Consider the following 22,853-nt stretch of genomic DNA (forward strand, 5'->3'; position numbering starts at 1 on the left):
GAGCGCTGATCAACGCCCGAGATTGGAACGGACCCGCCCATGACCCTGATCGACAGCCTGCGCACGGAGGCCCGCGCCGCGCCCGAAAGCGGCATTGTCGCCGTCGTCAATTACGGCCGCCTGCGCGAGGGCATGATCCCGCTCTGGGCCGGCGAGGGCGACCTACCGACGCCGGCCTTCATCACCGATGCCGCGTCGAAGGCGCTGGCCGGCGGCGAGACGTTCTACACCTGGCAGAGAGGCATCCCCGATCTCAGGCAGGCGCTTTCCCGCTACTATGCCAGGCATTTCGGCAAGACCTTCCCCGAGGAGCAATTCATCGTCACCGGGTCCGGCATGCACGCTATCCAGCTGGCGCTCGACGCGCTCGCCGGTGCCGGCGACGAGGTCATCTACCTGTCGCCGGCCTGGCCGAATTTCGACGCTGCAGCAGGGATATCGGGAGCCGTTCCGGTGGCTGTCACGCTCGACCATTCCGGCAATGGCTGGTCCTGCGACGTCGAGAAGATTGCGGCGGCGATTACGCCTCGCACCAGGGCGCTGTTCATCAACACGCCATCCAACCCGACCGGCTGGACCGCCGATCCCGAAACCTTGCAGGCGATCCTCGATCTGGCGCGCGCGAAGAACCTCTGGATCATCGCCGACGAGATTTATTCACTGTTCCACTACAGCCATGGCCGTGCGCCGTCCTTCCTCGATATCGCCACGGCGGAAGACCGCATCCTGTTCGTCAACAGTTTCTCGAAGAACTGGGCGATGACCGGCTGGCGTGTCGGCTGGATCAAGACCCATCCCGCCTTGCAGCAGGTGTTCGAGAACCTGATCCAGTATTCGAACTCCGGCGTTGCCCAGTTCATGCAGCGCGGCGCGGTAGCAGCGCTCGATGAGGGCGATGCCTTCGTTGCCGAACAGGTGGAGCGGGCGCGCAAGGCGCGTGATCTGGTCTGCGGCATTCTCGGCGCCACAGGCCGCGCCCGGTTCACCGTGCCGCAAGGCGCGTTCTATCTCTTTTTCACCGTCGACGGCATCACCGATTCACGCACTGCCGCCTTCGACATCGTCGACAAGGCCAATGTCGGTCTGGCGCCCGGCACCGCCTTCGGCCCCGGCGGCGAAGCCTTCCTCAGGCTGTGCTTCCACCGCCGCCTCGACCAGATCGAGGAAGCGGCGCATCGTCTGGCGAATTGGATGAAGACTGTCTGAGCAAACGGCTTCAGCCGCCTGATTTCGGCACCAGCAGCGGAATAATCCGGTCGCTCTTGGCCACAGATGGCCGACCGGCGGAGCCGTAGGGAATGCCGAGTGCATCCCAGGTCTCGACCAGCGCATCCTGCAACTCGGCGATCAGTGCATCGGAGTGGAACGGCGTCGGGGTGATGCGCAGCCGCTCGGTGCCGCGCGGCACGGTCGGGTAGTTGATCGGCTGGATGTAGATGCCGTGCACGCCGAGCAGCCGGTCGCTGGCCATCTTGCAAGCTTCCGGATCACCGACCAGCAGCGGTACGATATGGGTCGGCGAGTCCATCACTGGCAGGCCGGCGGCAGAGAGTATCTGCTTGGTCCTCGCGGCCTGCTGCTGCTGGGCGTCGCGCTCGGCCTGCGAGCGCTTGAGATGGCGGATCGACGTGGTCGCGGCAGCCGCGATCGCCGGCGGCAGCGCCGTGGTGAAGATGAAGCCCGGCGCATAGGAGCGCACGGCGTCGATGACAGCACTTGTGCCGGTGATGTAGCCGCCTAGCGTGCCGAATGCCTTGGCGAGCGTGCCTTCGATGATGTCGATGCGGTCGGCCAGGCCCTCACGTTCGGTGATGCCGCCGCCGCGCGGTCCGTACATCCCGACGGCATGGACCTCGTCGATATAGGTCATGGCGTTGTAGCGCTCGGCGAGTTCGACGATCTGCTTGATCGGCGCAATGTCGCCATCCATCGAATAGACGCTTTCGAAGACGATCAGCTTGGCGCGTTCGCGGCCAGCCGCCTGCAGCAGGCTTTCCAGATGCGCGACATCATTGTGGCGGAAGATCTTCTTCTCGGCACCGGAGCGTCGCACGCCTTCGATCATCGAGGCGTGGTTCAATTCGTCCGAGATGATCAGGCAATTGGGCAAAAGCCGCGCGATGGTCGAGATCGAGGCTTCGTTGGAGACGAAGCCAGAGGTGAAGACGAGTGCGGCTTCCTTGTCGTGCAGGTCCGCGAGCTCCAGTTCGAGCTCTACCAGCGGATTGCTGGTGCCGGAAATGTTGCGGGTGCCGCCGGCGCCCGACCCCATTTTGCCAGCCGCATTCTGGAACGCGGCGATGACGTCGGGATGCTGGCCCATGCCGAGATAATCATTGGAGCACCAGACGGTGATTTCCTCGGCGCGGCCATTGGAACGCCAGATGGCGCGCGGAAACTTGCCCGCGATGCGCTCGAGGTCGGCGAAGACGCGGTAGCGACGCTCTGCATGGAGCTGGTCGATCGCTTCCTCGAAAAACCGCTGATAGTTCATGTCGACTTCCCAATTTTGCGCGGGATCATAATCATTGCCCTATTGGTCGTCCACCGGGCCATTTTGGTCAAAATGCCACGCCCCGGACCTGTTCCTAACGACCACGGATCGTGGCCTATTCCGTTGATGTGGATCAATTTTGTTTCAGGACGATGCCACATGCCGACAATATCGGTTACCACGAGTTCTAATGGCTATCAGGCAGGCTTTCCAGTAGAGCGGGGTTGAGACAGTTTCCGATAAATCTTGAGATGCGAGGTCGCGGATGACAGTTTTGGTAACAGGCGGCGCCGGCTATATCGGCAGCCATATGGTCTGGGAGCTGCTGGATGCCGGCGAGAGCGTGGTCGTTCTCGACCGTCTTTCGACCGGCTTCGAATGGGCGGTAGCGCCGGAGGCGAAGCTGGTGGTTGGCGATGTCGCCGACAGGGAGTTGGTCGGCTCGATCATCAGGGAAAACAAGGTCGACGCGATCATCCATTTCGCCGGTTCGATCGTGGTCCCGGAATCGGTCGCCGACCCGCTTGCCTACTACGAGAACAACACCAGCAAGACGCGCACGCTGATCGAGACCGCGGTGCGCGAAGGCGTGCCCAATTTCATCTTTTCCTCGACTGCGGCCGTCTATGGCGGCGCCGGGCTGGAGCCGGTGCGCGAGGATGCCCGCCTGGCGCCGGAATCGCCCTATGGCCTGTCCAAGCTGATGAGCGAATGGATGCTGCGCGACGCGGCGATAGCGCACGGCCTGCGCTATACCGCGCTGCGCTATTTCAACGTCGCCGGCGCCGACCCGAAGGGCCGCACCGGCCAATCGACGCCGGGCGCCACCCATCTGATCAAGGTCGCCTGCGAGACGGCGCTCGGGAAGCGGCCGTTCATGCAGGTGTTCGGCACCGATTATCCGACGCCGGACGGCACCTGCATGCGCGACTACATCCATGTCAGCGACCTGGCGGCGGCGCATCGCCTGGCCCTGCAGCGGCTGCGCGCCGGGGGCGCGAGCCTCGTCGCCAATTGCGGCTACAGCCATGGCTACTCGGTGCTCGAGGTCATCGACAGCGTGCGGCGCGCCTTTGGCCATGATTTCGAGGTGAAGATGGGCGATCGTCGTCCCGGCGACGCCGCGGCGGTGGTTGCCAATTCGGATCTCGCCCGCGCCGAACTCGGCTGGACCCCGCAACGCGACGACCTCGACCAGATCGTTGCCGACGCGCTCGCCTGGGAGCGCATCCTGACCGGCAAGAACTCCGCGCGGGGCTGAGCCGGGTTCTCCCAAGGGCTCGCAAGGCGGGCAGTGAAGCGCTATTGAAGGTATTCGCGGCTCGACGTGGAGGCGCTGCGTCGCGTCGAGCTTTTGGGGGAATGGCATGAAAATAACGGTGCTCGGGGCCGGTGTCGTCGGTTCGGCCGCCGCCTATTATTTGGCGAGCGACGGCCACGAGGTCACCGTGATCGAGCGCCATGCGGCGCCGGCGCGCGGCACCAGCCAATCGAACGCCGGTCTGGTGTCGCCGGGCGATGCCACCGCCTGGGCTTCGCCGGCGGCCCTGAAGACATTCCTGCGTGCGCTCTACAACCATGATCTCGGCATCAAGGTCCGGCTGCGCTTCGATCCCTATTTCCTCGCCTGGAGCCTGCGCTTCCTGCGCCAGTGCACGAAAGAGCGCCTGCGCGCCAACAGCAGGGTCAAGCTGCGCCTGGCGCTCTATTCCCGCGACTGCATCAACGCCATCTCCGCCGAGACCGGCGTTCGCTATGACGAGCGCAAGAAGGGCATCCTCTATTTCTTCCGCTCGCAGCACAGTCTCGACACCGGCACCGACAATTATCGCTATCTGGCCGAGCATGGCCTGCCGATCGAGATCGTCGGCCGCGAGCGGCTGGTCGAGCTTGAACCGGGTCTTGCCGGGGTGAAGGAAAAGATAGCCGGCGGCGTCTATTCGCCGATCGACCAGACCGGCGATTCCCGGCAGTTCGTGGAAAAACTCGCGGCCTATTCAGCCGAAAAGCTCGGCGTGAACTTTCTCTATGGAACGACGGTCGAGGGCCTCGCCATCGAGGGCGACCGGGTGAGTGCGGTGATGACTTCGGCCGGACCAATCACTGGGGATGCCGTGGTCATCTCGATGGGACCGGAAAGCGGCCTGCTCGGCCGCCGCTACGGCATCGACCTGCCTGTCTATCCGGTGAAGGGTTATACCGCGACCATTCCGCTGGAAGACGAGAGCAAGGGGCCGACCATGGGCGGCGCCGACGAAGACCAGTTGATCGCCTATTCCAGGCTTGGCAACCGGCTGCGGCTCGCCTCGACCGCCGAATTCACCGGCTTTGACCGCAGCCATAAGCCCAGCGACTTCGCTGCCATGTTCAGGACCGGCAAGGACCTGTTTCCCGGTGCCTTCGACGAGAAGAAGGCGGAGCTGTGGGCAGGCCTGCGGCCGATGATGCCGAACTCCGTGCCGGTCATCGGCCGGGCGCGCTATGGGAATCTCTATCTCGACACCGGCCACGGCCATGTCGGCTGGACCATGGCCTGCGGCTCGGGAAAATTCCTTGCCGACCTCGTCGCCGGCCGCAAGCCGGAGATCGACCCGCAAGGGCTGGTCTACGGAGGCTAGGATGTCGGGACCGCAAGTCGCCATCGACCTCGGCCGCATCGAGCGCAATGCGCGCACCATCGTTGGGCGTTGCGCGCTATCGGGCATCAAGGTATTCGGCGTCACCAAGGGCACCTGCGGCATGCCGCAAGTGGCGCGCGCCATGCTGCGTGGCGGCGTTGCCGGCATCGCCGAATCGCGTTTCGAGAACATCCGCCGGCTGCGCGACAGCGGCATCAACGCGCCGATCATGCTGCTGCGCAGCCCGCCGATGGCGCGTGTCGAGGAGGTGGTGCGCACCGTCGATATCAGTCTGCAGTCGGAACTCGCCACAATCCGCGAGATTTCGCGCATTGCCGAACGCATGGGCCGCGTCCACGACATCATGCTGATGATCGACCTCGGCGATCTCCGCGAAGGCATCTGGCCGAATGACCTGATCCCGACGGTTGAGCAGATCCTGCAATACAAAGGCGTGCGCATTGCTGGCATCGGCACCAATCTCGGCTGTTTCGGCGCCATCATGCCGACGCCGGAAAACCTCGGCCAGCTCGTCGCCCATGCCTACAAGACCGAGCGCCTGTCCGGCAAAAGCCTCGACTGGATTTCCGGCGGCGCCTCGTCGTCGCTGCCGTTGCTGCTCGAAGGCAGACTGCCGGCCGGCATCAACAATCTGCGAGTCGGTGAGGCGATCCTGCAAGGCGGCGTCGAGACTTTCCGCGACACGCCATGGGCCGAACTCGAACCCGATGCCTGCCGGCTGACCAGCGACATCATCGAGGTCAAGCTCAAGCCGTCACGGCCGATCGGCCAATCCGGCTACGACGCCTTCGGCAACCAGCCGATCTTCCCCGACGAGGGCGACAGGCTGCGCGCCATTGCCAATATCGGCCGCGAGGATGTGCTGGTCGAGGGGTTGACGCCGATTGCCAACGGGATACGGGTGCTCGGCGCCTCCAGCGACCATCTGTTGCTGGATGTTGCCGATGCCGATCCGCCGCCGACCGTTGGCGACCGCGTCGCCTTCCGCATGAGCTATGGCGCCATGCTGCTGGCGATGACTTCGGAATATGTCGAGAAGGCTCCGATGCATGACGTCGAGGACTTTTCCGGCCGCAAGATGGTGCAGATCACGGCCGAGCAGGGGGCTGCCGGCATCCTGGCTCGGGAAGGCACCGGCGCGCGGCTGGAAGCGATGAATTTCGACGTCGTGGAACTCGCCGATGTCGAACGGCCGCCATCGGGGCTGATCCGGCTGACGGCCGGCGCCGACCGTCGCATCGCCCACAAGGCGCTGACCGCAACGGCGCGCGCGACGCATTCCTTCGGCCTGATCTGGATCGATTCCATCGCCGCCCTGATGCCCGAGGAAGAGGACGGCATCGACCTGCCGGAAGGCTCGGTGCTGGCGCGCACACTCGGTCTCGACCATAAGGCGGGCGCGTTGCAGCCGCAAATGTCGCCGGAGAATGTCGTCATCGTTGGCCTGCGCCATGCCGATCCGGCTGAAGCGAGGGTGCTGAAGGATTCGCGCGTGTCGGCCTTCACCATGACCGATATCGACGCCATGGGCATGCGCGACCTGATGCATGAGGCGATCCGCATCGCCACCTCCGGCACGCAAGGGTTTCACGTCAGCTATTCGCCGACCGCAACCGAATTCGCAGGCTGGGCGGCGGGCTCCGGCGGCCTCACTGTGCGCGAAACGCACCAGGCGATGGAGGCGATCGCGCTCTCCGGCGGACTGCTGTCGATGGATGTTTCGAGCCTGACCGCGGATCTGGAGCTACGGATCGGCGCCGATGTCGTCAACTTCGTCATGTCGGCCTTCGGCAAGCGAATTTTGTAGTCAGCTCCGCGCTACGACCGCGGCGCGCCAGGCACTGACGTAGTCGGACCAGACCGGGTCGGTAGGCCGCTCCATTCTTTCGCCTTTGCCCTGCGCCATCAATTGACCGGTTGCCAGCAGCGCGGCGCCGATGCTGGTGCCGGTGGCGGCCTCGGACGCAACGACGGCGCGTCCCGTGCTGGCTGCCAGCATGCCAACAAAGAGGCGGTTGCGGGCAAAGGGCCCTTCGACTGTGGTCGGGCCGTCGGCGCCGATCAGGTCGAGGCAGGTCGCCGTCATCAACGCCAGATAGAACGAGATGGCGGCAAAGTGCTGGCCGCTGTTCATGTCGTCGGCGTTGAGCCATGTCGCGGCCTGGTGCGGGAACGGCCCCGACCCTTGCTGGGTCGATGGCAGCAGCAGCACCTTTCGTGCCAGCACGGCGCCGACATCATCTTCGCTCCACTGCTCTGGTTGGTCCTTCGTCAGCACGGAAAATTCGCGCCCGCCCATGAAGCGAGCCGAAGGCACAGGCGCGCCCAATGCGTTGACATTGACCAGCGTGTCGCGTGCCGCATCCAGCGCAATCTGTTTGCCGCCGACCGCCATCGACACCACCCAGGTGCCGGTCGAGACGACGGAGAAAGGCGGTTTGTCGGAGAGAAGATGCGGCAGCAGCGACGCGTTGGAATCATGCAGGCCGCAGAAGACCGGCGTTTGCGGGTCAAGGCCGGTTCGCGCGGCAAGCGCCGGCAGGATCGGGCCGAGGCGATCCCTGGCTGGCCGCACCGGCGCCATCAGATCGCGCCATTCCAGGCTGTCGACCAGTGATGAAAAATCCGCCGTCCATGGGTTCCACAGATCCGTGTGGCAGCCGAGCGAAGTCACCTCGTTGGCAGCGACGCCGGTCAGGCGCAAGGCCCAATATTGCGGATACATCAGCATCGCGGTGGCCTTGGCGAATTCCGCCGGGAAGCTTTTCTGCTGCCAGAAGAATTGTGCACCGAGATTGAGGCCGAGCGGCAGGCGCGGCGTGCCGGTCTCGGCGAAAGGTGGGCGGATCGTGTCATAGTCCGCCGCCAGCCTGTCGGGGCCGTCGAACTCATAGTCGAGCACCGGCAGCACCAGTTCGCCCGCGGCGTCGACCAGCGCGCCCGTCGCGCCATGGGTCGTAATCGAAATGGCGTCGATGCGCTGCTCGCGGTTGAGGCCGGCAAGGCTTTCGAGGATGAACGTCCACAAGGCCTCGACATCGTGGTGCGGGTAGGGCGCCTGCCGCACCGGCGCATTCGCCATGCGGCGCAACGCCACCTCGCTCAACGTCGCGAGGTCGACCAGCGCCACCTTGGCGTTGGTCTTGCCGATGTCGATGACGGCGATGTGGCGTATCGCGCTCATGCCATATGGAACACGGTTTCCAGCGGCACGGCCACCGGTTCGTTGTCCGGCTTGGTTTCCATGATGTCGGCCATGTGGGCCCACCAGCGCTGCATCACCGGATGCTTCGGCAATTCGCCCATGCCGTGGTCGTCTCGCCGCCACAGCACGCCGAACAGAATGCTCGTCTCTTCGTCGAGATGGATGGAATAATCGGAGACGCCGGCCTGCTTCAGCAGTGCGACCAGCGACGGCCAGATCTCGTCGTGGCGCTTCTTGTACTCGGCCTTCATGCCGGGCTTCAGCTTCATCTTGAACGCATATTTCTGCGACATCAGCTGTTACCACGCAGCCGCCGCCAGACGATCGGCAGCGCGATGACGATGATCAGCAGCAGGCCGATGAAGATCGACATGACGATGCCGGGCACGTTGAGGAGGCCAAGCCCGAAGGTCACCAGCCCCATGATGAAAGCGGCGAGCACGACGCCCAGGATGCTGCCGGCACCGCCGAGGATGCTGACGCCGCCGAGCACCACCATGGTGATGACTTCCAACTCATAGCCCTGTGCGATCGAGGGCCGCGTCGAACCCAGCCGCGAGGTGATCAGCACCGAGGCGATGCCCGACATCAGCCCGGTCAGGCAGAACAGGATGAACTTGGTGCGGCCGACGCGCACGCCGGAAAATTGTGCAGCTATCGGATTGTTGCCGATGGCAAAGACGCGTCGGCCGAAACTCGTGCGGTGCAGAAGGAACCAGTAGACGACGGCCGCGATCAGGAAGAGCACAAGTTCGAACGACACCACCCACCAGACATAGCCTTGGCCGAAGAAGGCGAAGCTCTCGGAGTAGCCCTTGTAGGCCTGGTCGCCGAGAATGATGAAGGCGATGCCGCGAAACAGGCTCATCGTGCCGATGGTGACGACGATGGAGGGCAGGCCGAGCCTTGTCACCAGCAACCCGTTGAAGGCGCCGCAGCCGAGCCCGACGACGATGCCGATCAGCACCAGCACCGGTGTGTCGGCGCCGGCCTGCACCGCCATGCCCATCATGGTCGACGCCAGCGCGATGATGGCCGCCACCGACAGGTCGATCTCGCCTGAAATGATCAGCAGCGCCATGGCGAACGCGATCAGGCCCTTCTCGGTGAAATTGAAGGTGAGATCGGACAGCGAGTACGGGTCGAGGAAATAGGGCGAGGCGAAGCTGTTGATGGCGAAGATCGCCACCGCCACCACGACCAGCAGCGCTTCCCAGGAAAAGATCGCCGAACGCAGCGGCTTGTCGAGCCGGTCGGGAATGTGGCGCGGGGCAGGGATGTCGGTCATGTCACCGCCTCCATCTTTCTCAGGATGATGCGGCCCTGCCGGCGTTCGCCGCGCGCGTTGAGCACGACGGCCAGAATGATGGCGCTGCCCGAGATCGCCATCTGCCAGAAGGGCGAGATGTTTATGACCGGCAGTGCGTTGGAGATGATGCCGAGGAACAGCGCGCCGAGCACCGCGCCGCCGACCGAACCGATGCCGCCGGCGATCGATATGCCGCCGATGACGCAGGCGGCGATGATGTTGAGCTCGTAGCCGTTGGCGACCTCGACCGAGGCGATCACATAGCGCGAGATCCAGAGATAGCCCGAGAGGCCGCCGATCATGCCGGAGATGCAGAAGACGATGAACTTCGTGCGGCCGACATCGATGCCGGCATAGACCGAGGCCGTCGGGTTGACGCCGATGGCATAGATCGAGCGGCCGAGCGCGGTGCGCGTCATCAGGACGAAGAACAGCGCGATGACCAGGATGGCGATCCAGGACAGCACTGGGATGCCGAGGAACGCTGCACGCTGGAAGCCGATGAAGTCCGGGCTCATCTTGTCGGCATTGACCCAGGCGCCGCCGGACAGGACGAAGGTGGCGCCGCGATAGATGGTCAGCGTGCCCAATGTCACCACGATCGAGGGGATGTTCAGCCGCCAGACCAGCAGGCCGTTGATGGCGCCGAGCAACAGGCCGACCAGCAGCGCAATAACGATCAGCAGCGGGATCGGGATTGCCGGATGCGCGGCGTTCAGCATCGCCACCACCATGCCGGTGAAGCAGAGGTTGGACGCCATCGACAGATCGATCGACCGGGTCAGGATGACCACCATCTGGCCAAGCGCCAGGATCATCAGGATCGAGGTGTCGTTGAACACCTGGCGCAAATTGCCGGAGTCGGCAAAGGCTGGGAAGCGCGTCGAGATCAATCCGATCAGCACGATGATGGCCGCGAACAGCCAGATTTCACGGTATTTGAAAAACGCTTTCATGCCGCGATCCCTGCTGCCGTCCTGACCAGCGTCTCGGCGTCCAGCCCCTTGTTGTCGTAGACCGCTGCAACGAGACCCTCGCGCATGACGACGACGCGGTCGGACATGCCGAGGATTTCGGGCAGTTCGGATGACACCATGATCACCGACAGACCCTGCGCCACCAGCTCGGCCATGAAGCCGTGCACGGCGGCCTTGGAGCCGATGTCGATGCCCTTGGTCGGCTCGTCCAGGATGATCACCTTGGGCGCGGTCGCCAGCCATTTGGCGATGACGATCTTCTGCTGGTTGCCGCCCGACAGCGTGCCGACATCCTGGCTGAGCGAGGAGGCGCGCAGGTCGAGCCGCTCGGTGTAGGAGCGGGCGAGCGAAAACTCCTCCGCCAGCCGCAGCAGGCCGGATCTTGAGGTGCGCTTGAGCGAAGGCAGCGAGATGTTCTGGAAGATCGGCAGGCCGATCACCACGCCCTGCTTGCCGCGTTCCTCGGGCACGTAGACGATGCCGGCATCGATCGAATCCGCCGCCGATCTCGGCGCGATCACATTGCCTTCCAGCGTGATCGTGCCGGCTGACGTGCGGGTGATGCCCGATATCGCCTGCATCACCTCGCTGCGCCCGGCGCCGACAAGGCCGTAGAAGCCGAGGATCTCGCCCTTGTGCAATTCGAAGCCGATGTCGTTGAACTCGGTCGGATGCGACAGGCCGGAGACGGACAGCACCGGCGCGCCGATCTCGGCTTTGCGCTGCGGAAAGATGTGGTCGACCGCGCGGCCGACCATCAGGCGCACGATCTGGCTCTGGCCGGCATCCTTGATGAGACCTTCACCGACCATCTCGCCGTCGCGGAACACCGTGTAGCGATCCGCAATGCGGTAGATCTCGTCGAACTTGTGGCTGATGAACAGGATCGCCTTGCCTTCGCTTTTGAGGAATTCGATCAGCAGGAAAAGCTCCTCGATCTCCTTCATCGAAAGGGCGGCGGTCGGCTCGTCCATGATGACGATCTGCGCATCGATCGACATGGCCCGCGCCACGGCGACCAGATGTTTGTTGGCGATGCCGAGGTCCTTCAGCCGCGCGTCGGCGTCGATATGGCCGGCATGCATGATGTCGAGCACTTCGCGTGCATTCTTGCGCATCGTGCGCCAGTCGATGGTGCCGAAACGCGTACGTGGCGCGTGGCCGAGAAAGATGTTTTCAGCAACCGTCAAATCGTCGAACAGCACGGTTTCCTGGTGGATGGCGGTGACGCCATAGCCGAAGGCGGCATGCGCGCTGGGCAGCGTGACCGCCTCGCCGCCGATGCTGATCGTGCCCGTGTCGGGTTGGTAGATGCCGGTCATGATCTTGACCAGGGTCGACTTGCCGGCACCGTTCTCACCGATCAGCGCGGTCACCTGGCCCGGATAGAGCGACAGGCTGACATTGTGCAGCGCGCGCACGCCGGGAAAGTTCTTGGAGATGCCGGACAGCGTCAGGCGTGGAGCCAAGGCCGGAGGCCGTTCGGTTGCCGCGCTGTGTTGGGCTGTCGTGTCCATAGTCGTATCAAGCCCTGAAACAAGGTTCGTTTGAAGTCGCGGCGGGATTTTAGGTACCGCCCCGCCAGTTTGAAGAGCGTCCGGGATCAATAGATCTTGGAGAACTTCTCGATGTTCGACTTGTCGAACTGGAAGGGCGGAGCCATCGCAGCCGAGTTGGTGTCGTCGAGCGTAACTTTGCCGACGCGGCCGATCGACAGCGTGGCACCAGGCTTGGCCTCTTCCTTCTTCACCGCCAGATCATGGGCGAGGTAGATGGCAGAGTAGCCGAGGTCGATCGGGTTCCACAGTGCGACCGCCTGGCTGGAACCGTTGTCGATGAACTTCTTGAACTCGGACGGCAGCGCCAGACCGGTGACATTGACCTTGCCGATCAGGTTCTCGTCGGTGACGACCTGGGCGGCGGCGACAACGCCGACGGTGGTCGGCGCGATGATCGCCTTGAGATTCGGATAGGACTTCAACAGGCCCTTGGCCTCGTCCGTGCTCTTGGCCGAATCGTCATCGCCATAGACGGTGGCGACGAGCTTGATCTTGGGGAACTTCTCCGGCAGGATTTTCTTGGCCGCATCGATCCAGGCGTTCTGGTTGGTGGCGGTCGAGGAGGCCGACAGGATGGCGACTTCGCCGCCTTCCGGCAGGTAATCGGCGGCAAGCTTGATGATGGTCTCGCCGATCAAGCCGGTGTCGGACGGGTTGAGATGCAGCTGGCGGCCTTCCTTGGCGACGCCCGAATCCCACGAGATGACGGTGATGCCGCGATCCATGGCCTTCTTCAGTACTGGCACCAGCGCGTCGGCGTCATTGGCCGAAATGGCGATGGCGTTGACCTTCTGGGCGATCAGCGAATTGACCACTTCGATCTGCGCTTCGGCGGTTGCCTTGGTCGGGCCGGTATAGATGACGTCGACATCGCCGAGTTCCTTGGCCGCCTCTTCGGCGCCCTTGTTGGCGGCGTCGAAGAAGCCGTTGCCGAGCGATTTTACCACCAGCGCGATCTTGACGTTTTCGGCGTAGGCGGCATTCACGAACATGGCGGCTGAAAAGGCCGCCGTTACCATCAATTTCTTCAAGAAGCTCATCGTATATCCTCCCTTGAGCGTTGCATTCCATCACCGCTGCGGGCGTGAGGGTGTCTCAGGCCTGCAGTGAAGATTCTTCCTTTGCCGACTTGCGGGCGACGATCAGCGTCACGCCGGCGGTCTCTAACATCTTGGCTTCGCGATCCTCGATACCGTCATCGGTGATGACCGTGGCGATGCGCGACAGGCCGCACAGGATCAGGCTGGAGCGTTTGCGGAATTTCGAGGAATCGACCAGCACCACCAGTTCGTCGGCCTGGTCGATCAGCTTCTGCTCCGCCTGGATCAGCAGCGGGTCGCCTTCCATCAACCCGAGCGGCCCAAGCCCTTGCGCGCCCATGAACATGCGGCGCGCATAGAAATTGCGCGTCACGTCATTGTCGAAGGGCGACAGGATGATGTTCTGCTCGCGATAAATGGTACCTCCAGACAGCATCACCGTATTCTTGGAGTGCTTGAGCAGGTGCTCTGCGATCGGGAACGAATTTGTGAAGATCGGCATGCGGCGGCCGGTCAGGAAATGCACCATCTGGAAGGTGGTGGTGCCGCCATTGATGATGATCGGCTCACCGTCCTTGCACAGCTCGACCGCTTCACTCGCGATTGCCCGCTTCTGCGAGGCGTTGATCGTTTCGTTCACGGAAAAGGGCCGGCCGGCCAGCCCAATGAACTGCGGCGGCGAGATTGCTTCAGCGCCGCCACGCACCCGGCGCAGGCGCTTCTGGACATGGAGCGCCGCGATGTCACGCCGGATCGTCGCCTCGGAGGACTCCGTCAGGTCGACCATCTCCTGCACCGTCACCACAGGTTTTTCCTGGACGGCGGACAGAATGATTCTGTGGCGCTCTTTTTCGTGCATGGTTCCTCCCTGCCTGAACATCTAGGCACCCAAAACGCGCAGTGTCAATCATTTCCGATCATATAATTTCATTGTGCAGTGCAATATGATCGATATTGATCGTTTGTGATTGACAAACCGGCTGCTTCCGTGGAAATTCGGGCCAAATTGGCCGCACCGTTTGCGTGCCTTTCGGGAGGATTGCATATGCTCGACAAGCGCACCGGCGCGCGCCTCGCCAATCTGTGGGACGAGGCCAAGGCTCAAGCGATGAGCGAGCCCGAACGGCTCGTCTATCGCTCCAATGTGCTTGGCTCGGACAAGCGCGTCACCAACTATGGCGGCGGCAACACGTCCTCGAAGATATGGCAAAAAGACCCGCTCACCGGCGAGGACGCCGAAGTGCTTTGGGTCAAGGGCTCGGGCGGCGACAGCGCCTCTATCAAGCTCGACGGCTTTGCCACCCTCTACATGGACAAGCTGCGCGCGCTCAAAGGCCTTTATCGCGGCGTTGAGCACGAAGACGAAATGGTCGGCTTCCTGCCGCACTGCACCTTCAATCTCAATCCGCGCGCGGCTTCGATCGACACGCCGCTGCATGCCTTCGTGCCGAAACCCTATGTCGATCACATGCATCCCGATGCCATCATCGCCATTGCCGCTGCCAAGGATTCCAAGGCGCTGACCAAGGAGATCTTCGGCGACGCCATCGGCTGGCTGCCGTGGAAGCGTCCGGGCTTCGAACTCGGCCTGTGGCTGGAGAAGTTCTGTCTCGAACATCCCGCGGCCAAGGGTGTCATCCTGGAAAGCCATGGCCTGTTCACCTGGGGCGACACCCCTCGGGAATGCTACGAGACGACGATCTCGGTGATCAACCAGGCGATCGAATGGTTCGAGCGCCGCTCCGAGGGCCTCGCCATCTTCGGCGGTGAGATAGTCAAGTCGCTCGACGCGGCCGAACGTCGTGCCATCGCGGCAAAACTGATGCCGAAAATCCGCGGCCTGATCTCGGAAAAGAGCCACAAAACAGGCCATTTCGACGATTCCGCCGCCGTGCTCGAATTCGTCAACTCCAGGGATTTGCGGCCGCTGGCGGCACTCGGCACATCGTGCCCTGACCATTTCCTGCGCACCAAGATCCGTCCGCTGGTCATCGGGTTCGATCCGGCAAAACCCGATGTCGACGCCGTCATTGCGCGCCTCGCCGACGACGTTGCGGCGTATCGTGTCGGCTATCAGGCCTATTACGACAGCTGCAAGCATGCCGACTCGCCCGCCATCCGCGATCCCAATGCCGTCGTCTACCTGATGCCCGGCGTCGGCATGTTCACTTTCGCCGGCGACAAGGCGACGGCGCGCATTTCGGGCGAGTTCTACGTCAACGCCATCAACGTCATGCGCGGCGCCTCGACTGTCTCGTCCTATGTCGGCCTGCCCGCACAGGAAGCCTTCGACATCGAATACTGGCTGCTCGAGGATCTGAAGCTGCAGCGCATGCCGAAACCAAAAGCTCTTGCCGGCCAGATCGCGCTGGTCACCGGCGGCGCCGGCGGCATTGGCCGCGCGACGGCCAACCGGCTGCTGCGCGAAGGCGCCTGCGTCGTGCTGGCCGACATCGACGAGACAGCGCTCGCCAGCGCCAACGACGAATTGTCCAAAGCCTATGGCAAGGATTTCGTCCGGCCGGTGCCGATCAACGTCACCTCGGAGGAGCAGGTTATCTCCGGCTTTGCCGAGATGGCGGTCGAGTTCGGCGGCATCGACATTCTGGTGTCGAACGCAGGCCTCGCCTCCTCGGCGCCGATCGAGGAGACGACGCTGGCGCTGTGGAACAAGAATATGGATATCCTGTCGACCGGTTATTTTCTGGTCTCGCGGGAAGCGTTCCGGCTGTTTCGCGTGCAGAACATCGGCGGCAACGTCGTCTTCGTCGCGTCCAAGAATGGCCTTGCCGCCTCGCCCAACGCCGCCGCCTATTGCACCGCAAAGGCCGCCGAGATTCATCTCGCCCGCTGCCTGGCACTGGAGGGCGCGGAAGCGCAGATCAGGGTCAATGTCGTCAACCCGGACGCGGTGCTTCGCGGCTCGAAGATCTGGACCGGCGAATGGAAGGAACAGCGCGCCGCCGCCTACAAGATGTCGACCGACGATCTTGAGGAGCATTATCGCTCGCGTTCGATGCTGAAGCGTTCGGTCTTCCCGGAAGACATCGCCGAGGCGATCTATTTCTTCGCCTCCGACATGTCGGCCAAGTCGACCGGCAACATCATCAATGTCGACGCGGGCAACGCCCAGAGCTTTACGCGATAATCGTTTGAAGGCGCCGCCGCCGATGCCGGAGCGCTTCCCTTCTCCCCCGTTTACGGGGAGAAGATGCCGGCAGGCGGATGAGAGGCAGCGCTGACTGAACGCATTTTGGGAGGAACAGCAGTGTCCGAATCCATCATCTCCGCCGACATCGTCGACAAGGACAATGCCGCGCGCAAAGCCAACCTTGAGCGCGACTACACCTCGCTCGGCGAGCGCCTCGACCGCCGCGGCATCGCCATCGACGCCATCCGCGACAAGGTCGAAAAATTCGCCGTGGCGATCCCGTCCTGGGGCGTCGGCACAGGCGGCACCCGCTTTGCCCGTTTCCCCGGTGCCGGCGAGCCGCGCGACATCTTCGACAAGATCGAGGACTGCGCCGTCATCAGGCAATTGACGCAGGCGACCCCGACCGTCTCGCTGCACATTCCTTGGGACAAGGCCGATCCGAACCGACTGAAACAGGCGGCAGCACGCTTCGGCCTCGGCTTCGACGCCATGAACTCCAACACCTTTTCGGATGCGAAGGACCAGACGCTCTCCTACAAATTCGGCTCGCTGTCGCATGCCGATGCCGGCACGCGCCGGCAAGCGGTCGAGCACAATCTCGAATGCATCGAGATCGGCAAGACGCTGGGTTCCAAGGCGCTGACGGTGTGGATCGGCGACGGTTCGAACTTTCCCGGTCAGGTGAATTTCGCCAAGGCGTTCGAGCGCTATCTCGACGCCATGAAGGAGATCTATGCTGGGCTGCCCGCCGACTGGAAGCTATTCAGCGAGCACAAAATGTACGAGCCGGCCTTCTATTCCACCGTTGTGCAGGACTGGGGCACCAACTACATCATCGCTAGGGAACTGGGCGACAAGGCATTCTGCCTCGTCGACCTTGGCCACCATGCGCCCAACGTCAACATCGAGATGATCGTCTCGCGGCTGATCCAGTTCAAGAAACTCGGCGGCTTCCACTTCAACGATTCGAAATATGGCGACGACGATCTCGATGCCGGCTCGATCGACCCCTACCGGCTGTTCCTTGTCTTCAACGAACTGGTCGATGCGGAGCTTTCGGGCGCCGAGGGTTTTGATCCCGCCCATATGCTTGACCAGAGCCACAACGTCACTGATCCCATCGAAAGCCTGATGCTGTCGGCAGTCGAGGTGCAGCGCGCCTATGCGCAGGCGCTGCTGGTCGATCGCAAGGAGCTGGCAGGCTTCCAGGACGCCAACGACGCCCTGATGGCGACGCAGACGCTGAAGGCCGCCTACCGCACCGATGTTGAGCCGATTCTCGCCATGGCGAGGCTGAGGACGGGCGGCGCGATCGATCCGGTCGCGGCCTATCGGGCGGCGGGCTACCGCGCCAAGGTCGCCGCGGAACGCCCGGCGGTCGCTGGCGGTTCGGGCGGCATTGTCTGAGGCGAACTCCCAGCCGATATTGCCCTCACCGTTTTGCTTCGTGAGGGACCATTTTGTGAATGGACTCGATTGATTCCAGGGGCTCTTCTAGGCGCACCCCCGCCCGGAGAACCGCCATGCCTCTCAACCGTCGAACCCTGATCGCCGTCAGTCTCTCCATCACTTTCGCCCTGGCGCCGCTGACGAGCGTCTTCGCCGCCTCACCGGCGCCGGCCAAGGGCGAGCACGGGATGGTGGTTACGGCCCAGCACCTGGCGTCCGAAGTCGGCATCGAGGTCTTGAAGAAGGGCGGCAATGCTGTCGATGCGGCGGTTGCCGTCGGTTATGCGCTCGCCGTCGTCTACCCCAATGCCGGCAATATTGGCGGCGGCGGCTTCATGACCATCCGCTTCAAGGACGGCAAATCGACCTTTCTCGATTTCCGCGAACGGGCGCCACTGGCGGCGACCAAGACCATGTATCTCGACAAGGATGGCAACCCGGTGAAGGGTGCCAGTCTCGACGGCTATCTCGCCGTCGGCGTGCCGGGCTCGGTGGCTGGTTTCGAGATGGCGCGCGAAAAATACGGCACATTGTCCCGACAGGATCTGATGGCGCCGGCAATCGGCTATGCCAAGGACGGGTTCGTCCTCAATCAGGGCGACGCCGCCTCGTTTGCCGGCAGTGCCGACAGGCTGGCCAAGGACCCCGCGGCTGCCGCCATCTTCCTGAAACCCGACGGCAAGCCCCATGGCATTGGCGAGCGCCTGATCCAGCCTGACCTTGCGGCGTCGCTCGCCGCCATTTCCGAAAAAGGTCCGGATGCCTTTTACAAGGGCGCCATCGCCGATGCCATCGTCAAGGCGAGTGGTGCCAAGGGCGGCATCCTCGCCAAGCCGGACTTCGAGCAATATGCGGTCCGCGAACTGAAGCCGGTAACCTGCACCTATCGCGGCTACGAGATCACCTCTTCGCCGCCGCCGAGCTCCGGCGGCGTCATCATCTGCGAAATCCTGAACGTGCTGGAAGGCTATCCCTTATCCTATCTCGGTGCAGGTTCCGCCGAAACGGTGCATGTCATGGTCGAGGCGATGCGCTACGCCTATGTCGACCGCAATTCGGCGCTCGGCGATCCCGATTTCGTCGACAATCCGGTCTCGAAATTGCTTGATAAGGCCTATGCCAAGGATATCCGCGAAAAGATCGACCCGTTCCGGGCCGGCGTGTCGCAGGATCTGATGCCCAAGGGTTTTGGCGAGAGCAAGGAGACGACCCACTATTCGATCATCGACAATGATGGCAACGCGGTCGCCGTCACCTACACGCTGAACGGTTCCTTCGGCGCCGGCGTCGTCGCCGACGGCACCGGCATCCTGCTCAACAACGAGATGGATGATTTCACCCAGAAGCCGGGCGTACCCAACCTCTATGGCCTGGTCCAGGGCGAGGCCAATGCCATCCAGCCGAAGAAGACGCCGCTTTCATCGATGAGCCCGACTGTGGTGGCCAAGGACGGCAAGCCGTTCATGGTCATAGGCAGCCCCGGCGGCTCACGCATCATCACCATCACGCTGGAAGCCATCATCAACGTCATCGACCATGACATGAACATCCAGGAGGCGATCGACGCGCCGCGCATCCACCATCAGTGGCTGCCCGACAAGGTCTATGTCGAGCCGTTTGGCCTCTCGCCGGATACCGAAAAGCTGCTGGCCGGCATGGGCTATCACCTTGATCTCGCTGACCAGACCTGGGGCCAGGCGGCGGGCATCCTGGTTGGCGGCAAGAGCCTGGCGGAGATCGAGAAGGGTGGCGGTGCGCGCTATAACGGCGCCATCGACAGCCGCGCGGCCTCTGGCGAAGCGCTCGGATATTGAGGTTAGCGAGGCTGGAGATGGGCTTGGAGCAGCGTAGCGATTCGGGTTGATCGCTCGCTGCTCAAGCGGCTTGGCGCATAGAAGCGATGGTCGTCACAAGACCAGCGTGATGGTGGAGGCAATCAGCATCACGGCGGCAATGCCGACGAACAGGGCGTAGATGCGCGGCCGGTCGAGCAGCAGCGCGTTTCCGGATATCCAGGCAGACGTGGCGCCGCCAAGCGCGAAGAGGAAGCCGTTGCGGTGCCCGAAGACCATCGATGCGGCCATCAGCCCGCCAATGATCAGCGCGCCGAACACGATGATCACGGCAACGGCGTATTTCTCGAAATCGTTGCCGCTTCCCATGCTCGGACCGATCGCGTTCAACGTCGGCAGGTCGTCCGGATCGAAGGGGTTCGTCGACCCGTATTCGTCTTGACCGGCAGGCTCTCGCATCATTCGTTCTCCGTATAGCGGCAACAAATCATCAAGCCTTGCCGAGCGCAACCCGATCCGCGCTGCCTTGATGCGTTCGACCGGTCCTTGACGTCTTCAGGCCTCGGCTTGCCGCCGGCTTTTTTTGATTCGTGTCCTGGCCGTCTTTGGTCTCAGGCAACCCAGGACACGGCTGCCCAAAGGCGAACCGTGGACCCCTCTATCATGGAATGCGTTCGTGGAGGAAAAATGATGCGGGACGTGGATTGGCCTTTGCGGGCAGTGATTTTTGGCGGGGATGAAGTCGCACAGGGCCGTGACGAGCCGAATCGCTTGACCGCCAGTGCGGATGGAGAACAGGGTCGCGTCCAATCGCGGCCTGGACGCGTCGCATCGCCACGGGTTCATGCGACGCGCTTCAGACGGCTGTTCGATGCATGCCAGATCACTGCCAGTCGAGGCGGGCAGGCCGACATGCATCAGAACTTCATGCTGAGGCTGCCCTTGATGACACGGCCTTCGCCATAGATGCAGCTGAGGTCGGGATTGCTGCCGGCCTCGTAGCAAGTCGAATAGTAGGTCTTGTCGAACAGGTTGGAGACATTGAGCGCCGCCTGCCAGCCATTCTTCTTGTAGCGCAGCGCCGCGTCGACCAGCGCATGGCCGGGCACGCTGACTGTGTTCGCATTGTCGCCGAAGCTGGCGCCGATGTAGCGCACGCCGGCGCCGACGCTCAGGCCTTCGAGCACGCCGCTGCCAACCTCGTAATTGGCCCATAGCGATGCCTGGTGTTCCGGTACCCTGGCCGGGCGGTTGCCGATGATGTCGGCGGCATCGCTGGTTATCTCCGCGTCGAGATAGGTATAGGCCGCAATCATGCTGAGGCCGAAAGCCAGATCGGCATTGGCCTCGATCTCCAGGCCACGATGGCGGACTTCTCCGGTCTGCACCTGGTAGACGGGATTGGCTGCTGCCGTCGGCACGTTGGTCTTGCGCAGGTCGAACAGCGAAGCGGTGATGAAGCCGGGGAAGAAGGTCGGCTCGTATTTCACGCCGACTTCGTACTGCTTCCCCAGCGAGGGCAGCAGCGCGTCTCCCGACTGGGTTGGGCCGATATTGGTGGTGAAGGATTCGGCATAGCTGGCGTAGGGCGTCAGGCCGTTGTCGAAGAGATAGCCGATGCCGACATTGCCGGTGAAGGCGTGGTCCTTCTGGTCGTAGCTTCCCGTGCCAATCCGGTCCAGATTGGTGGTGTCGATCCAGGCCTGCCGCCCGCCGAGGGTCAGGACCCAGTGGTCGGCGATCTTGGCCTGGTTTTGTGCATAGAGACCGACCTGGCCGATCGTTTGCTTGCGGTCTGTAATGATGAGACTCGGTGCCGTGACCGGGATCGAGTAGTCCGGGTTCTGGGTGTCCAGCGGTGGACCCTCACCGTAGCCGTTCCGCCCGTCGACCGACTGTCTGCTGTAATCGAGACCGAACAACAGCTTGTTTTCGACCACACCGAAGTCAGCCTTGTATTCGGCCTGGTTGTCGACGTTGAACAGCGTTGCCGTCTCATCCACGGTGAACAGGGTGCGCGACATCGTATGGTCGTCGATCATGTCCGGGCCACCAAGCCATTCGCCATAATAGAGCTGCCGGTAGTCGGTGTCCTGCTGCGAGTAGCGCAGGTTTTGCCGCACCGTCCAATGGTCGTCGAACTCATGGCTGAACTGATAGCCGATCGAACCATGGTTGGCATCGAAGCGGTCGAAGTCGGGCGAGCCGCTGAAGAAACTACGCGGCAGATTGCCATACTGCGCCGGCAGGAACTGAATCGGGGCCAGCTTGTCCCACTGGTAGTTGGCCAGGATGGTCAGGGAGGTCTGCGCATCCGGCTGCCACTTCAGCGCTGGCGCGACGAAGATGCGGTCGTTGCGGGAATAGTCGGTTTCGAGCTCACCGTTGCGAACCAGACCGGTCAGCCGGTAGGACCACACGCCGGCATCGTCGATCGGGCCTCCGATATCCAGCCCGGCCTCGACCGTGTTGAAGCTGCCATAGCTGAGGAAGCCGTCATAGATCGGCTTGTCGGTCGGCCGTTTGGTGACGGCATTGACCATGCCGCCAGCCTCGTTCTCGCCGTAGAGCACCGAGGACGGTCCCTTCAGCACCTCGATTCGCTCCAGCCCATAGGGCTCGATCTTGAAGCCGGAGAAGTCGACCACCTTCTGCGGCAGCCCGTCGCGATAGATCGCCGAGGTACAGAGGTCGAACCCACGAATCAGGCATTGGTCGAAGCGATCGTCGATGCCCCATGGCGAAATGGTAACGCCGGCAAGATAGGACAAGGCGTCCTCAAGCTGCCCCGGCTGGCGGTCGTCGAGCTGCTTGCGGGTCACCACCGAAATCGACCGCGGAATTTCCTTCAGCGGCGTGTCGGTCTTCGAGCCGGTGGTGGTATTCTTGGCGATGTAGCCGTCATCCGGGCCAATGGAGCTGTCGGCCTGTCCCTCGACATTGATCGGGTTGAGTTCGGTCGTGGCATCCTGCGCAAGGGCTTGGGTGCAAAGCAGGGTCGAGAGCGATGCGACCACCAATCCCTGGACCCGCCGATGCGCCGCACGATTTGCACTCAACTCCATCTCGGTACCCTCACTGCCTGCAATGTGCGCAGGGGCCCTGCGCCAATTTCAAATTGTTGACTCATTTAATCATCTTCAATGTTGACTATTAAAGTCATGTTTCATAGTCAACCGGCCATCGGCTGTCGGCAGCCAGATTTTTGAACTGCGTCGTGTTGGAGAAAAACCG

Annotated in this window: 17 protein-coding genes; 7 read left to right on the top strand and 10 right to left on the bottom strand. The window is 62.8% G+C overall.

The genetic code is table 11. The features are described from left to right. Positions 1 to 39: 39 nt before the first annotated feature. Entirely contained in the window at positions 40 to 1,206 is a 1,167-nt protein-coding gene (locus NKJ06_RS14490) for a pyridoxal phosphate-dependent aminotransferase (protein ID WP_352630071.1), read from the top strand. A gap of 10 nt (positions 1,207 to 1,216) precedes the next feature. Here the strand turns inward: NKJ06_RS14490 and hemA are convergent, their stop codons facing one another. After that, positions 1,217 to 2,494 (bottom strand): 5-aminolevulinate synthase, encoded by a 1,278-nt coding sequence (hemA, locus tag NKJ06_RS14495; protein WP_352630069.1) that lies wholly within the window; start codon positions 2,492 to 2,494, stop codon positions 1,217 to 1,219. A 265-nt stretch (positions 2,495 to 2,759) separates the two neighbouring features. Between hemA and galE the strand changes: the two genes are divergently transcribed. The 3 genes from galE to NKJ06_RS14510 all read left to right on the top strand — a co-directional run bounded on the left by galE (position 2,760) and on the right by NKJ06_RS14510 (position 6,940). Next, a complete protein-coding gene (galE, locus tag NKJ06_RS14500) occupies positions 2,760 to 3,755 on the top strand; it encodes a UDP-glucose 4-epimerase GalE (protein ID WP_352630067.1) in 996 nt (331 codons plus the stop codon). A gap of 106 nt (positions 3,756 to 3,861) precedes the next feature. After that, complete coding sequence (locus NKJ06_RS14505) at positions 3,862 to 5,112, top strand: D-amino acid dehydrogenase (protein WP_352630065.1); 1,251 nt, start codon at positions 3,862 to 3,864, stop codon at positions 5,110 to 5,112. Between the two features lies 1 nt (position 5,113). Further along, positions 5,114 to 6,940, top strand: a complete 1,827-nt coding sequence (locus NKJ06_RS14510) for an alanine racemase (RefSeq protein WP_352630063.1) — start codon at positions 5,114 to 5,116, stop codon at positions 6,938 to 6,940. Here the strand turns inward: NKJ06_RS14510 and NKJ06_RS14515 are convergent, their stop codons facing one another. The 7 genes from NKJ06_RS14515 to NKJ06_RS14545 all read right to left on the bottom strand — a co-directional run bounded on the left by NKJ06_RS14515 (position 6,941) and on the right by NKJ06_RS14545 (position 14,082). Next, the gene (locus tag NKJ06_RS14515) at positions 6,941 to 8,317 is read right to left on the bottom strand and encodes an FGGY-family carbohydrate kinase (protein WP_352630061.1); all 1,377 of its coding nucleotides are present in this window, start codon (positions 8,315 to 8,317) and stop codon (positions 6,941 to 6,943) included. It abuts the gene before it with no gap. Beyond that, positions 8,314 to 8,631 carry an L-rhamnose mutarotase gene (gene rhaM, locus NKJ06_RS14520; protein WP_352630059.1) on the bottom strand — a complete coding sequence of 106 codons (318 nt, stop codon included), beginning with the start codon at positions 8,629 to 8,631 and terminating at the stop codon, positions 8,314 to 8,316. Before rhaM ends, NKJ06_RS14515 begins: the two co-directional genes overlap by 4 nt. Next, positions 8,631 to 9,626 (bottom strand): ABC transporter permease, encoded by a 996-nt coding sequence (locus tag NKJ06_RS14525; RefSeq protein ID WP_352630056.1) that lies wholly within the window; start codon positions 9,624 to 9,626, stop codon positions 8,631 to 8,633. Before NKJ06_RS14525 ends, rhaM begins: the two co-directional genes overlap by 1 nt. Then, positions 9,623 to 10,603 carry an ABC transporter permease gene (locus NKJ06_RS14530; RefSeq protein ID WP_352630054.1) on the bottom strand — a complete coding sequence of 327 codons (981 nt, stop codon included), beginning with the start codon at positions 10,601 to 10,603 and terminating at the stop codon, positions 9,623 to 9,625. Before NKJ06_RS14530 ends, NKJ06_RS14525 begins: the two co-directional genes overlap by 4 nt. Further along, positions 10,600 to 12,141: a sugar ABC transporter ATP-binding protein gene (locus NKJ06_RS14535; protein ID WP_352630052.1), complete on the bottom strand. Its 1,542-nt coding sequence runs from the start codon at positions 12,139 to 12,141 to the stop codon at positions 10,600 to 10,602. Before NKJ06_RS14535 ends, NKJ06_RS14530 begins: the two co-directional genes overlap by 4 nt. A gap of 86 nt (positions 12,142 to 12,227) precedes the next feature. Beyond that, complete coding sequence (gene rhaS, locus NKJ06_RS14540; RefSeq protein WP_352630050.1) at positions 12,228 to 13,223, bottom strand: rhamnose ABC transporter substrate-binding protein; 996 nt, start codon at positions 13,221 to 13,223, stop codon at positions 12,228 to 12,230. Positions 13,224 to 13,278: 55 nt separating this feature from the next. Continuing rightward, positions 13,279 to 14,082, bottom strand: coding sequence for a DeoR/GlpR family DNA-binding transcription regulator (locus NKJ06_RS14545; protein ID WP_352601277.1), 804 nt, complete (start codon positions 14,080 to 14,082; stop codon positions 13,279 to 13,281). 186 nt (positions 14,083 to 14,268) lie between these two features. Here NKJ06_RS14545 and NKJ06_RS14550 point away from each other — a divergent pair, with 186 nt between their 5' ends. The 3 genes from NKJ06_RS14550 (at position 14,269) to ggt (ending at position 19,640) form a co-directional block, all read left to right on the top strand. After that, positions 14,269 to 16,371, top strand: a complete 2,103-nt coding sequence (locus NKJ06_RS14550; protein WP_352630048.1) for a bifunctional rhamnulose-1-phosphate aldolase/short-chain dehydrogenase — start codon at positions 14,269 to 14,271, stop codon at positions 16,369 to 16,371. A gap of 120 nt (positions 16,372 to 16,491) precedes the next feature. Then, positions 16,492 to 17,784 carry an L-rhamnose catabolism isomerase gene (gene rhaI, locus NKJ06_RS14555; RefSeq protein WP_352630046.1) on the top strand — a complete coding sequence of 431 codons (1,293 nt, stop codon included), beginning with the start codon at positions 16,492 to 16,494 and terminating at the stop codon, positions 17,782 to 17,784. 116 nt (positions 17,785 to 17,900) lie between these two features. Beyond that, on the top strand, positions 17,901 to 19,640 hold the full coding sequence (gene ggt, locus NKJ06_RS14560; protein ID WP_352630044.1) for a gamma-glutamyltransferase: 1,740 nt from the start codon (positions 17,901 to 17,903) through the stop codon (positions 19,638 to 19,640). A gap of 93 nt (positions 19,641 to 19,733) precedes the next feature. Here the strand turns inward: ggt and NKJ06_RS14565 are convergent, their stop codons facing one another. Then, positions 19,734 to 20,081: a hypothetical protein gene (locus NKJ06_RS14565; protein WP_352630043.1), complete on the bottom strand. Its 348-nt coding sequence runs from the start codon at positions 20,079 to 20,081 to the stop codon at positions 19,734 to 19,736. 455 nt (positions 20,082 to 20,536) lie between these two features. Further along, positions 20,537 to 22,678, bottom strand: coding sequence for a TonB-dependent siderophore receptor (locus tag NKJ06_RS14570; RefSeq protein ID WP_352630041.1), 2,142 nt, complete (start codon positions 22,676 to 22,678; stop codon positions 20,537 to 20,539). Positions 22,679 to 22,853 lie beyond the last annotated feature (175 nt).

Source organism: Mesorhizobium sp. M0293, assembly GCF_040321735.1.
In the GTDB taxonomy this organism is placed as follows: Bacteria; Pseudomonadota; Alphaproteobacteria; order Rhizobiales; family Rhizobiaceae; genus Mesorhizobium.

Coding starts and splice junctions, on each gene's coding strand:
- NKJ06_RS14515 (WP_352630061.1), bottom strand. CDS start 8,317: ATGAGCGCGATACGCCACATCGCCGTCATCGACATCGGCAAGACCAAC.
- NKJ06_RS14510 (WP_352630063.1), top strand. CDS start 5,114: ATGTCGGGACCGCAAGTCGCCATCGACCTCGGCCGCATCGAGCGCAAT.
- NKJ06_RS14490 (WP_352630071.1), top strand. CDS start 40: ATGACCCTGATCGACAGCCTGCGCACGGAGGCCCGCGCCGCGCCCGAA.
- NKJ06_RS14530 (WP_352630054.1), bottom strand. CDS start 10,603: ATGAAAGCGTTTTTCAAATACCGTGAAATCTGGCTGTTCGCGGCCATC.
- rhaM (WP_352630059.1), bottom strand. CDS start 8,631: ATGTCGCAGAAATATGCGTTCAAGATGAAGCTGAAGCCCGGCATGAAG.
- NKJ06_RS14505 (WP_352630065.1), top strand. CDS start 3,862: ATGAAAATAACGGTGCTCGGGGCCGGTGTCGTCGGTTCGGCCGCCGCC.
- NKJ06_RS14535 (WP_352630052.1), bottom strand. CDS start 12,141: ATGGACACGACAGCCCAACACAGCGCGGCAACCGAACGGCCTCCGGCC.
- NKJ06_RS14565 (WP_352630043.1), bottom strand. CDS start 20,081: ATGATGCGAGAGCCTGCCGGTCAAGACGAATACGGGTCGACGAACCCC.
- rhaS (WP_352630050.1), bottom strand. CDS start 13,223: ATGAGCTTCTTGAAGAAATTGATGGTAACGGCGGCCTTTTCAGCCGCC.
- NKJ06_RS14545 (WP_352601277.1), bottom strand. CDS start 14,082: ATGCACGAAAAAGAGCGCCACAGAATCATTCTGTCCGCCGTCCAGGAA.
- galE (WP_352630067.1), top strand. CDS start 2,760: ATGACAGTTTTGGTAACAGGCGGCGCCGGCTATATCGGCAGCCATATG.
- hemA (WP_352630069.1), bottom strand. CDS start 2,494: ATGAACTATCAGCGGTTTTTCGAGGAAGCGATCGACCAGCTCCATGCA.
- ggt (WP_352630044.1), top strand. CDS start 17,901: ATGCCTCTCAACCGTCGAACCCTGATCGCCGTCAGTCTCTCCATCACT.
- NKJ06_RS14550 (WP_352630048.1), top strand. CDS start 14,269: ATGCTCGACAAGCGCACCGGCGCGCGCCTCGCCAATCTGTGGGACGAG.
- NKJ06_RS14525 (WP_352630056.1), bottom strand. CDS start 9,626: ATGACCGACATCCCTGCCCCGCGCCACATTCCCGACCGGCTCGACAAG.